Consider the following 12,610-nt stretch of genomic DNA (forward strand, 5'->3'; position numbering starts at 1 on the left):
ACTTTTAAACAGCAAATATGAACTATAAAAAAATATTGATCGGCAGCGTGACGATAAGTCTTCTTGTAGGATTAGCTTCCTGTAGTAAAAGCCTTGATGAGCGACTGGTCAATCCCAACTATCCCGGCACTTCCACTGCTGACGTCGACCTGTACCTCAACCAGGTGCAGCTGACCTTCAACAACCTGTGGTTGACCGCATCCGACTACGGCGCACAGCTGACCCGTCAACAGCAATGGGTCGGGCCCTTTTATCGCAATGCCTATACACCCGCTTCCTTCGACGGTGAATGGGAAATAGCCTATGCAGGTGGTTCGACCCAATTCGGCGCATACTACGGCGCACTGGGAGCCAGTGCCAGCACTTACGGTGGAGTCATCCCCAATGCCGATGCGCTGATCAAGCTGGCGCAAACACAAAAAAAATACATTCAATCCGGCATCGCCAGGATCCTGAAAGCCTTTTCCTTGGGCATCCTGGTGGATGATTTCGGAGACGTGCCCTATTCTGAAGCCAACCACGGAAATTCCAATACCAATCCCAAGGTAGATCCGGGCGCCTCCATCTATGCAGGGATACAGACCCTGCTGGACAGCGCCATTCTCGACCTCCAGAATCCCGATGCGGCAGCAGGCCCAGCTAACGACTTGTTCTACCCCGGCGACAATGAAGCGGCCAACTGGATCACCCTCGCCAAAACACTGAAACTGAAATTTTATATGCAGACCCGGCTGGTAGACAATGCGGTTGCCACAAAGATCCAGGCATTGCTGACAGAGAACGATCTTATCAACGACCCTTCCCAGGATTTTGCATTTAAATATGGTACGTCCGTCACTGCCCCGGACAGCCGCCATGAACATTACGCCCTGGATTATGTAAACTCCGGTGGAGTAGGGGAGTACATCTGCAACTATTTCATGTGGATGGTGACGGCGCAGAAATACGGAGGCACGGTCAACCTTTCAGGCGATCCCCGGACACGCTATTATTTCTACCGCCAGGTGGGTACTTATTCCTGGGCCAATTCACAGACCTGTCCCTGCTTTGTCAATTCCCAGTTCGGTACTTCTCCCACCTTCCCCGCATGGTACCCCAGCGTTCCCTCCAAAACCCCATATTGCGTCATCGGCAAAGGCTATATGGGACGAGACCACGGGGACAACAGCGGCGCTCCCCCGGACGGAAGCTATCGTACTGCCTTTGGCGTTTATCCCGCAGCCGGCGAGTTCGATGCGGACCAGCACGAGTCGGTCTCTCTCGGCATGGGCGGGCAAGGAGCCGGCATCAATCCCATCTGGCTTTCCTCCTTCACGGCTTTCCTCGAAGCCGAGGCGGCGCTCACCCTGAATATCACCTCTCAAGGAACACCGCGCGATCTGTTGGAAGCCGGCGTAAATTCCTCCATCGAGAAGGTCATGTCCTTCCCCGCCACTGTCAGCGTGACGCCAGACCCTTCCTTCGTCCCCTCTGCTACCCAGGTGTCGAATTATGTCAACCTCGTCCTGAATAACTATGATGCGGCTACAACAGACGACGCACGACTCAATATTATCATGACCGAATATTATCTCGCCCTTTGGGGGAATGGTGTGGAACCATACAATAACTACCGGCGCACAGGTAAGCCGGATAACGCCCAGATAGCGCAAGCTGTCCCCAATCCGGGCTTTTTCATGCGCAGCCTGTACTACCCTTCCGTGTTCGTCAACAGGAACGCCAATGCCCCTGCACAGAAAACACCGGGAGATGCCGTCAACAAAGTGTTCTGGGATAACAACCCGGATAATTTCGTCAAGTAATTCGGTACACAAAAAAATTTCAACATGAAGAAATTACTTATCATCATAAGCATCATCAGCCTGGTCACGGCGATCAACTCCTGTAAAAAGACAGGAGGTGCGATCAACCCGCTCTCGGACGTCAAAAACCTCACTGTGGGATCCTACCTGGTGCTGGACAGCACTCTTAACCTGAATTTTGATAACAGCGCGATGACCACTTCCACCGTCGGTATCATGGTCAGCAGTTATAAGGGAGGCGAAGCTGTAGACCACATCGATGTATTCGCCGCATCCGGCTCCACCTACGATACGACGAAGTGGCACAAGATAAAGACGGTCAGCTATTCGGGCGATGGCACAAAATTAAACGTCACGGGAGCAGAATTGGCCACCGCGCTCGGAGTGAACCCCAACAGTTTCGTCGCCGGCTCGTTCTATACTTTTTATACCCGGCTCTATACAAAGACAGGAAGGTCCTTCGATGTCAATAACACCGGGAATAATTCCGGCAGCGGTCTGATAACAGGCCCCTATTATTACGGAGCCTATTTTTTCACCGCCTATATCACCTGTCCGTTCTCCGGTCCGATCGCGGGAACTTATAAGGTCATCGCAGATGATTGGGCAGACTGGCATCCGGACGATCTCGTGCAGGTGACGGACGGACCGGGGCCAAACCAGGTGAACCTGAGCCAGGTCTACCCCAACGGCGGAACCGTTATCAGCCCGCTGGTTGTCAACGTCAATCCGGCGAATGGTGTCGCCACCATTCCCAAAGTGACTTTCGGCCGATACGGTGGTGCATCTTCCACGCAGTACACCGCAGAAGGCGCCGGCGCAGGTGACGTCGCAGGATATATTTTTTCCTGTACGGGGTATATTACATTGAGCATCGATATCCAGGGGGGTGGTACAGACTATGGCCCTAACCGGCTCATCCTTCAAAAGCAATGAGCAAAAAAAGAGATCGGCTCACCGGCCGATCTCTTTTACATAATAATATATTATCGGCACGATTTTCTATAAAAAACTAAAAAAAATTGTTAAGAAAAATTAAAGTCTAATTAAAAGTTCGTACTTTAATCTCCCAAATCTGACTAGTTTATTGGTTCTGAAAAGAAAATTAGTATAAGCGGTTACCATCCAACCAATAAGATACCCACTCGTCATTTTTGGGACGCTTGCTTCCCTATTAGAGAAAGATTTTTTGGAATAAACACTACTACACATGAGAAAACTTCACTGTTTGCTAATGGGCATACTATTGCCCATTAGTAAGGGTATCTTCCCCCAAGCATCTCGAGTGACACAAAAAGTCACCGATCCCAACAGTTCATCCCCCCCACTTTTAGCATGGAATATCTTTTCTGGAACGCGGTCAGCGGTCCGGAAAGCCAGTTCCTGCAACGTAAAATATTTTAATCAAGTCTGTGTGACTCAATGTTGACAGTGAAAAAACGGCCCCGGTTTCCACCGGGGCTTCATTTACATTATGTCAACAACTTTTCTTTTAGAAATTTTTGTGTCGTCATTTTAAATTACCACATAACTACTAAACATGAGAAAATGTCTAATGCTATCAGCGATGCTGATATTGTATTCACTACTAAGTTTTGGACAAACGAAGAACGTGTCCGGCACGGTGACCAACGCGAGTGGTCTGCCCATTCCGAATGCGACCATTAAGATCAGGGGGGCCAAAACAGGTACCAGCGCCGATCAGAATGGCTCTTTCGTGATTAAAGCCCCTGGCAATGCGACGATTGTGATCAGCGCCGTGGGCTACCTGCCAAAGGAATTGGGCCTGGAGGACCGCACCTCCATTTCCATTCAGCTGGATGAAGATCGCAAGTCGCTCAGCGAAGTGGTCGTCACTGCCCTGGGTATCGCCCGGGAAAAGAGGTCGCTCAGCTACTCTGCGCAGAGCGTTACCGCAGAGAATATTTCCAATGGCGGCCGCGGCAACCTGATGGACAACATCAACGGAAAGGTCGCGGGCGTCCAGATCACCAATGCGGGCGGCCAGGCCGGCTCGGGTACCACCGTCATCATCCGCGGGTACAATTCGATAACAGGGACCAATCAGCCCTTGTACGTGGTCGATGGTGTTCCTATCGACAACAGTGCCGAGCAGGGCAGCGGCTACGCGGTCAACGTACCCACAGCCAACCGGGCCGTCGACATCAGCCCCGATGATATCGAGAACCTCACGGTCCTGAAAGGTGGTGCGGCAACAGCGCTTTACGGCATCAAGGCGGCCAACGGCGCCCTGATCATCACTACCAAGAAAGGGCGTCCCGGAAAGATGGTGGTGGAAGCCGCCTTTGATCATGGTATAGCAAAAGCCAACAAGTTCCCTGCGCTCTCACACGGATTCATGAGAGGCAGCGGCGGTGTATACAACACAGTCACCACCAATAACTGGGGGCCTACTGCTTCATCCAATCCCGTTTTCGCCTCAGGGACGAAACTTGATTTGGTAGGCACAGGCATACCCGTCGATGTATCCGGTCAGAAGATCCCCTATTATCCCAATAACTGGAAGAATTTTTTCGTCACAGGTAAATCGAACAAATATAATTTGTCTCTTTCAGGCGGCGGCGACAAGTCCACCTACTACGTAGGTCTGTCAAGACTGGAGCAGGATGGCATCATTTTAAATAACAACTACAACAAGACAGGCGCCGTCTTTAACTACACCACGCAGGTCAGCTCTCGCTTGAACCTGACCGTAAAGGCCAATTATATCAACACGGGCGGCAAACGTTTCGATGCAGGCAGGTTGATGAACGCACTGGACTACTATGTAAATACCTGGGATATCACCACCTTCCCCTGGAAGACCCCAACGGGTGAAGAGACCTGGTGGCAGAAGACGATCTCCAGTCCCGAATGGAGCGTACACGAGACGGGAGAAAAGTACAAGCTGAATCGCCTCATCGCCAACATCGGCGCCGATTATAAGATTGCCCGCGACTGGTCGTTCAACTACAGGTACGGTGTCGACAATTATTCCGAGAACAGGCGGAATGTCGACCCCATCGGTACCCTGGCCTACTCCAGCACCGACTACCTGGGTGGCATGCACGAAGTAAGGGTTAGCAACCTGCAGGTCAACTCGGAGGCTATGTTGAACTATGACCACAAATTCAGCGATGATCTTCATCTGCACGCATTGGTGGGCAACAACATCTTCTATAACAAATACGATGTGCTGGACATCACCGGCACTTCCTTCGTTCTGCCTGACCTGTTCGATATCACCAACACCAAAACCCAAACGCTTTATCATTATTCCTTCCAGAAGCAGACATTGGGTGCATATGCCGATGTGCAGTTGAGCTATAAGGACATGCTATTCCTGGAGGGCACCTACCGGAAGGACTGGTCGTCCACCCTGCCTCGTGCCAACATGGGTTTCCAATACCCTTCCGTGAGCGCAGGCTTTCTGTTCAGCGACCTGGTGCATTTTGACTGGTTGTCTTACGGCAAGCTGCGTGGCTCTATCGCCGGAACAGCTAATGATGCCGGACCTTATCAAACAACTACTCCTTATGTCCCCGTTACGCCCAACGTGATGGGTAATCCCCGGTATTCTTATTCTACCCAGGTGGGTAATCCCTTCCTGAGACCGGAACATACAACCCAGAAAGAAATCGGCGCCGACCTGGGATTCTTTAAGCAAAAAGTCTTTTTGGAAGCTTCCTACTATTTCAAGAGGTCCAAGGACCTGATCGTGACAGCCCCCACCTCCAATGCAACAGGTGTTACCACAGAGGTGATCAATCTCGGCGAGATTACCAACAAAGGGGTAGATGCAACCATCACCTTTAAGGATATCGTAAGGGCGAAAGGATTCAGCTGGACGTCCGCCTTCAACTTTGGCCGGAATGTCGGCAAGGTCATCAAAGTGGGTGACAATGGCAATGACAAGCTGACCCTCGCCGGCGGTTACAATGCCACCACCGAGATTGACGCACAGAAAGGACAAGCCTTCGGCGCCATCTACGGCTATGCGTGGAAACGTTACAACGTAGCGTCCACCGATCCTAATTATATCAAAGCCCCTATGCTCATCGGTGACGACGGTACGGTCTCGGGCTCCGGTGATAAGGTCCTACTGGGCAACACCAGCCCTAAGTTCATACTGGCCTGGAACAATACGCTGAAGTACATGGGTTTTACGTTTGGCTGGACCATCGAATGGAGACATGGCGGTGATGTCATCAATGATTATAACAACCTGCTGACCTATTCCGGTAAAGGTGCGCTTACACAAAACAGGTACTACTCCGATACATATGCAGGTGCTAACTCGACCATGACATACACAGGCGTCGATGCACAAGGGAAGGCAAAGACCAGCAACCCAATCAAGCTGACAAAATCCTGGTATACAGGCCAGTTCAACCAGATCGACGAACATTGGGTGGAAGACGCCAGCTGGCTGCGTCTGCGCAATATCTACCTGAGCTATGCGATCCCTGAGAGTGTCCTGAGACCCCTACATATCAAAGGTGTCGAGTTCACCATCGCAGGCCGCAACGTCTGGCTGCATACGAAATACACGGGCATCGATCCGGAAGTCGCTTCTGTCGGCAATGGCCCCAATGGTGTAACAGGCATCGATTACAATGGCGTTCCCGCTACAAAGGCCTGGGATGCGAGCGTAAAGATTAATTTTTAATTGGACCCGGAGCGCAAAGTAAATAAGCAAAAAAAATCAACCATGAAACTAAGACTTAAAATATTTTCCATAGCATTTACCAGCGTTGCGGTGCTCGGGTTTAGCTCCTGCACGAAGACGCTGGACAGGATATCGGAATACAACAACAATGAGAATAACCCATTGAAGGCTTCTTCTCCCACCTTGCTCACCGCCGCCGAGTATTCCGGCATTATGTATGACGAAGGCAGCTTTGTCAACAGTGGCGATGGGGACGGTTTCCTGGGCATCTTTGCAGGACATTTTGCCGGCAACCATGCGCAAGGAGTGAATTTTAATATCTATCTTCTGAAGCACGGCGATTTCCAGTTCCTCTTCAACGATGCTTACGTCTCTTCCCTGAAGAACCTGCAGCTGCTGATCGCCAATGCAAAGTCCAACGAAGCAGGGTTCGTAGGCGTTGCCAAGATCCTGCAGGCTTACCAGATCGCCTGGCTTACGACAGTATATGGAGACATTCCCTGGAGCCAGGCGCTGGATGTGTTGAAATACCATAATCCGAAATATGATGCTCAGACAGATATTTATGCGTCAGCACAGACCCTTTTTAGCGAAGGTATCGCAAAGCTGAACGATGCCAAGAATGATGACCAGGCCGCCAGCGTGACGGGCGATGTCATTTATAACGGCGATCTCGACAAATGGATAGCTTGCGCCTACCTCCTGAAAGCGAGGTACTACAACCACTTCAGCAAGAAAGACCCCACCGGCAGCGCCACTTCGGCCCTGGCGATGGTTGACAGCGCCAAAGCCGCCGGCTTCACCGCCAACAAGGATGACGGCAATTTTGCGCTCCCTTATGATGGCGCTACTTCGCAAACCACCAACCCCTGGTACGGTATGTGGACCAATGGGATGCTGGCCGCCAATGAACCATTCCTGCAATTGATGATCTCGCAGAACGATCCCCGTCTGAATGCTTATTTCACCTCCATCAATGGCGTGTCGGGCGATGATGTTTACGGTCTTGGAAAACCCCAGGACGGCGTAGTGGGTAACGGGAATTACATGGGCATCGGTCCTGACGCCTGGTCCTACTATGGTCAAAAGAACTCTCCGGTATGGATGGCTACTTATCCGGAGCTGCTGATGATCGAAGCCGAAGCGGCTCTGCGGTCCGGTGACCCAGCACGTGCGGCAGCAGCACATAATGCAGCTATCACCGACCAGGTGAATGCAGTATTGTCCCTGCCGGCCTCCAAAGCTTCCGATAAGGCCAAGATCCCGGCTTACCTGGCAAGTTTCGCCAGCGAGACAGCGGCCACCATCACGCTGGAGAAGATCATGACTGAGAAACATAAGATCATGTTCGCCATCGAAGGTGAATCCTGGATGGACGTCAGAAGGACGGGTAATCTCTATCCCACCTGGCTGACCATCCCGGTGGAAGATGCATCGGCGGCCTCCCCGGTACCGGTGGCTACCCAGTTCATCCAGCGCCTGCTGTATCCGCAGTCTGAGCTGGATAAAAATGCTGCCAACGTACCCGCTGCCACCATTTTCGACAAATTGTCGATCCTCAAATAAACAAAAAAACGAGGGTGTCTCAAAAGTAACTGAGGCACCCTCTTCGTTTTCGGGAAGTACGCAATGTTATGCACAACAGTGGGATAAGTAGGTAGCCTGTGGATTAGCAGAGGCGGAAGAATAGGGTTAAATTAGGGTATGGCAAGAGGCAAAACATTATCAGTCGTGTTCAAGGCCAATCACCAACATCAGCTGATGGCCTTTCCCCCTACTCTGGACGAGTTGATTGCAGCCGATCATCCGGTCAGGGTCGTTCATGAGGTGCTTGAGCAGGTGGATATTACTGCACTTTTAAAGGAGTATAAACCAGGCGGGACGAGTAGTTATCATCCCCGGATGCTGCTCAAAGCGCTGGTCTATGCCTATATCAACAACATTTACAGCAGCCGCAGGATCGAGCAGGCATTGCAGGAGAGCATTTATTTTATGTGGCTGACAGGCATGAGTAAACCGGATCACAATACGATTAACCGGTTCCGTGGCCAGCGGTTGCAAAAGACGCTACAGCCGATCTTTACCCAGGTGGTCCTGTTGCTGTGTGAGGAAGGGTTACTGAGTCTGAAGGACTTGTATACAGATGGAACAAAGATGGAAGCCAATGCCAACCGCTACACCTTTGTCTGGGGTAAGGCGATCAAATATCATAAGGAGAAGATCAGAGAGCAACTAAACGACCTGTGGAAGTACGCTCAATCGGTAGCTGCCGCAGAACTGGACGATACCGATCCGTCGGGCTTCAAAAAGATCGACAAAGAAACGGTAAGTGCTACCGTAGAGAAGATCAATAGTGTTCTGAGAGATAAACCGGTCAGCAGTAAGATCCGTCAAAAGCTGAACTATGCCCGCAAAAACTGGCCGGGGGCACTGGATAAATATGAACAACAGGAAAAGATCATCGGAGAGTCCAGGAGCAGTTATAGCAAAACAGATCCTGACGCGACCTTTATGCGGATGAAGGAGGATCATATGCGCAACGGGCAGTTAAAGCCGGGCTACAACGTACAGATCAGCACCAACAATCAATATATAGCCGCCTATAGCATCCACCAGAGCTCCACCGATACGGGAACACTGATCGATCATTTACAGCAGCATATCCGTAATAGTGGCGTTAAGCCCAATAACCTGACGGCTGATGCGGGATATGGCAGTGAACAGAACTATCAATGGCTGGAGAAAAAACGGATTACCGCCTATGTTAAATACCCGCGTTTTGACCGGCAGCAGCAGGAGCGGCTCCATGATCAGGAAGCCTTCCGGGCAGACCGGTTCCCTTATAAGGAATCTACCGGGCGTCAGTATTGCCCTGCTGGCAAAGTGATGAAGAAACGGAACAGCTTTATCCGGAGCAATAAGACCAAATCCGGTATCGATCAAACCCTGACCCGTTACCAGGCGAAAGGATGTGCCAGCTGTCCGCTGCGATCGAAATGTCATCCGGCAGAAGGCCACCGGATCATAGAGGTCAACCTCAACCTTAACCGGTTAAGGCGAAAAGCGGAAAAACGGCTTAAATCGAAACGGGGTATTAAAAAACGCAAACAACGCTGCTGGGATACCGAACCCGTCTTTGGGCAGATCAAACACAATCACCACTTTAAACGCTTTATGCTGCGGGGGATCGAAAAAGTGGCCATTGAAACAGGTCTACTCGCCCTGGCTCATAATTTAAGAAAGAAAGCGGCCTAAAAATGGAGGAAATCCTTCCTAATCACTTAAAAACTGCTACAATCTACTTTGACTTTATTGAAGCTGCAGCATAAGGCGCTCTAGTAATCGCCTATACCAACCTCTATACATCCCTATATAGAAAAAAGGTGTCTCTACTTTTGAGACACCCTCGTTTTTTTTTAAGTATTTTCTTTATTTACAGCTTGATCTCATCTTCCTGCTTGTCGAAGAAATGGAACTCCGTAAGGTGGTAATTCGTATTCGCAGCAATATTGACCTTCTGCTTGTATTTCAACCGCCATTTCCATTGCCTTGACCCGATGCCAAAGAGCTTCCCCTTGGTCAGGTAAGCATGCATAATGGGATGCACCGTGAGGGTCAGGTCCTTATGTTGGTGATTCAGCAGGTAGCTTAAGTTCTTTTCGATCTCGTCCTCCAGGATAAGAGCGGAAGATATCTTGCCTGTGCCATTACAGGTGGGACACACTTCCTGTGTATTGATAGTGACTTCCGGCTTCATCCGCTGCCGGGTGATCTGCATCAGCCCGAATTTGGAGATAGGCAGGACGGCATGCTTGGCCCTGTCCGTGCGCATAAATGATTCCATGGACTCCATCAGCTTGCGCTTATTGTCCGGTAGCTTCATGTCTATGAAATCCACCACGATAATGCCACCCAGATCCCGTAGCCTCAATTGCCTTGCGATCTCCTCCGCAGCCTCCAGGTTGGTTTCCAACGCGTTCTGCTCCTGGTTATTACTGACGCTCTTGTACCCGCTGTTCACGTCGATGACATGCAGCGCTTCGGTATGCTCCAGGATGAGATAAGCCCCGCTGGGGAGGTTTACCGTCTTCCCAAAAGCCGCCTTCACCTGCTTCGTAACGCTGAACTGGTCGAAAATAGGAGAACCATTGTGATAATAGGAGACAATGTCAACCTTATCGGGGGCGATACGCTGGATATAGCTCTTGGTATCGTTGTAGATATTCCGGTCGTTGATGACGATCTTGTTGAAATCCTCGTTCAACAGGTCCCGCAACATGCTGGTGGTCTTCGTTTGCTCGCTGAGGATCTTCGCAGGCGCCACAGCCCCTTTCAGGTTGTGCTGGATCATCTTCCACGTGGCTACCAGGTCCGTAAGGTCCTCATGTAGCTCAGCCGTGTTCTTACCCTCGGCCGCCGTACGGACAATGACCCCGAAATTCTTCGGCTTGATGGCCTCAACGATCTTTTGCAGCCGTTTGCGCTCCTCTGAAGAATGGATCTTCCTGCTGACAGCTACAATATCATTAAAAGGAGTAATAACGACAAAACGCCCCGGCAGTGAGATCTCACAGCTGAGGCGAGGGCCCTTGGCCGCAATAGGTTCTTTTAATATCTGAACAAGTATGTGTGGTTTGCCGTTCAATACCTCATTGATCTTCCCCGTTTTAATGATCTCCGGCTCCACCTGGAAACCACCGAAGTCAAAACCCTCCGCGCTGGTGTCGTTCATCGCCTGTTGCGTGAACTTCAGCAGGCTCCGGGCATAAGGACTGAGATCAGTATAGTGTAGAAAAGCATCCTTTTCGAAACCTACGTCCACAAAAGCGGCATTCAGCCCCGGGATCAGCTTCTTTACCTTTCCCAGGTACAGATCACCCACTGCAAAGCTTGCATCAGCTTTTTCATGGTGTAGCTCCACCAGCTTCTTGTCCTCTAATAGGGCTATCTCAACACCCTGTGGGGTTGCATTTATGATCAGTTCCTTATTCAAGCGTAACTAGCGTTTGCCATAGACATGAACCTTTTAGAACGAGGCCATTCTGACTGACCCCCGCGCGCATAGAAAAACACTATTTGTTCCTCTTCTTATGGCGATTTTTTCTCAGTCTTTTTTTACGCTTATGCGTCGCAATTTTATGACGCTTACGCTTTTTACCACAAGGCATAATGAGTACTTTTTATAGTTAAAAATAAATTCTAAATTCCCCAATGATTGATGTTGAGCCTCTGCCAGCGCACTTCGCTCGCTCTAAATGTGAGACTTAACGTAAAGACTGGATACTTTGATCAATCTCCTTGATCATATCCGGGTTACCTACCAGCTTCCGGGCAACCTGATACCATCGGATGGCATCAGCCTTGTTACCCTGTTGCTGATGGACTTCGGCAAGTAGGAGTATCGCTTCGATATTGGCAGGTTGATGTCGAACGACTGTTGTCAAACGTTCAATAGCTTTATCAAATTGCCCTGATACAATCCCTCCCCAACCCAGCATGAATTGAGCGTACATATTGCTTGTATCACGGCGTGCTACTTCCAAAATCCGCTGAATTCCCTGCATGACCTCCGTTGGACTTCCGGCCGTGCTACCAAACACGTAGCTTGCGCCCAGACCCACCTTCGTGGAATCATTCTGAGGATTCAGTTCTAAAGCCTTTTCAAACAACTCTTTAGCATTGGTGGCCATCCAGCTTTTAATAGCCGGGTTATCCTGCCCCCGCAAACTCTCCAAAAATATTCGGGCTGCAAATGTCAGACTTTTTTCCGAATTTTCCAATTTAGCTACTTCTGCCGTATAATAGGCAAAAGGCAGGAACCCATTCTGCACGGAATCCCGCCAGAATGCTGCCAACGACCGGCTGGCATCCAGCTGCTGCACTTTTACATCCCCCCTTACCACAGCATGCTGCAAACGGGTGACATATTCCAGTTGTGTAGGAGTAAGCTTTGATTGTGAGGCCTGTAGAATATCCTCAGTGCTGATCGGTCTTGAAATAGAAGCCCCTTGAGCACCCCCTTCGGAGGGCTCTTGCTTCTTTTGCGGAGGAACTGTTTGTCCAAAAAAATACAGAGCGAGTAATAAGAGCACCCCGGTGCCAACTACCATAATTTGCTGTCTCTTCATGCTGTTCGCTT

Annotated in this window: 7 protein-coding genes; 5 read left to right on the forward strand and 2 right to left on the reverse strand. The window is 50.3% G+C overall.

What is annotated here, in order from left to right:
* The first annotated feature begins 17 nt into the window (after nucleotides 1-17).
* The 5 genes from Q4E93_RS24355 to Q4E93_RS24375 all read left to right on the forward strand — a co-directional run bounded on the left by Q4E93_RS24355 (nucleotide 18) and on the right by Q4E93_RS24375 (nucleotide 9,726).
* Nucleotides 18-1,802 carry a SusD/RagB family nutrient-binding outer membrane lipoprotein gene (locus Q4E93_RS24355; protein WP_303589780.1) on the forward strand — a complete coding sequence of 595 codons (1,785 nt, stop codon included), beginning with the start codon at nucleotides 18-20 and terminating at the stop codon, nucleotides 1,800-1,802.
* Nucleotides 1,803-1,826: 24 nt separating this feature from the next.
* Nucleotides 1,827-2,738, forward strand: coding sequence for a hypothetical protein (locus Q4E93_RS24360; protein WP_303589781.1), 912 nt, complete (start codon nucleotides 1,827-1,829; stop codon nucleotides 2,736-2,738).
* A 604-nt stretch (nucleotides 2,739-3,342) separates the two neighbouring features.
* Nucleotides 3,343-6,471, forward strand: a complete 3,129-nt coding sequence (locus Q4E93_RS24365; protein ID WP_303589782.1) for a SusC/RagA family TonB-linked outer membrane protein — start codon at nucleotides 3,343-3,345, stop codon at nucleotides 6,469-6,471.
* A gap of 42 nt (nucleotides 6,472-6,513) precedes the next feature.
* Nucleotides 6,514-8,037 (forward strand): SusD/RagB family nutrient-binding outer membrane lipoprotein, encoded by a 1,524-nt coding sequence (locus Q4E93_RS24370; protein WP_303589783.1) that lies wholly within the window; start codon nucleotides 6,514-6,516, stop codon nucleotides 8,035-8,037.
* A gap of 138 nt (nucleotides 8,038-8,175) precedes the next feature.
* Nucleotides 8,176-9,726: an IS1182 family transposase gene (locus tag Q4E93_RS24375; RefSeq protein ID WP_303589784.1), complete on the forward strand. Its 1,551-nt coding sequence runs from the start codon at nucleotides 8,176-8,178 to the stop codon at nucleotides 9,724-9,726.
* Nucleotides 9,727-9,904: 178 nt separating this feature from the next.
* Here Q4E93_RS24375 and Q4E93_RS24380 read toward each other — a convergent pair whose 3' ends face one another.
* Nucleotides 9,905-11,464: an Rne/Rng family ribonuclease gene (locus tag Q4E93_RS24380; protein WP_303589785.1), complete on the reverse strand. Its 1,560-nt coding sequence runs from the start codon at nucleotides 11,462-11,464 to the stop codon at nucleotides 9,905-9,907.
* Between the two features lie 271 nt (nucleotides 11,465-11,735).
* Nucleotides 11,736-12,599, reverse strand: a complete 864-nt coding sequence (locus Q4E93_RS24385; RefSeq protein WP_303589788.1) for a tetratricopeptide repeat protein — start codon at nucleotides 12,597-12,599, stop codon at nucleotides 11,736-11,738.
* Between the last annotated feature and the right edge of the window lie 11 nt (nucleotides 12,600-12,610).

It is taken from the genome of Flavitalea plasmicola, assembly GCF_030546645.1.
In the GTDB taxonomy this organism is placed as follows: Bacteria; Bacteroidota; Bacteroidia; order Chitinophagales; family Chitinophagaceae; genus Puia.

Bases quoted from the DNA above. Each gene is read 5' to 3' on its own strand.
- Q4E93_RS24355 (WP_303589780.1), top strand. From the start codon at position 18: ATGAACTATAAAAAAATATTGATCGGCAGCGTGACGATAAGTCTTCTT.
- Q4E93_RS24360 (WP_303589781.1), top strand. From the start codon at position 1,827: ATGAAGAAATTACTTATCATCATAAGCATCATCAGCCTGGTCACGGCG.
- Q4E93_RS24365 (WP_303589782.1), top strand. From the start codon at position 3,343: ATGAGAAAATGTCTAATGCTATCAGCGATGCTGATATTGTATTCACTA.
- Q4E93_RS24370 (WP_303589783.1), top strand. From the start codon at position 6,514: ATGAAACTAAGACTTAAAATATTTTCCATAGCATTTACCAGCGTTGCG.
- Q4E93_RS24375 (WP_303589784.1), top strand. From the start codon at position 8,176: ATGGCAAGAGGCAAAACATTATCAGTCGTGTTCAAGGCCAATCACCAA.
- Q4E93_RS24385 (WP_303589788.1), bottom strand. From the start codon at position 12,599: ATGAAGAGACAGCAAATTATGGTAGTTGGCACCGGGGTGCTCTTATTA.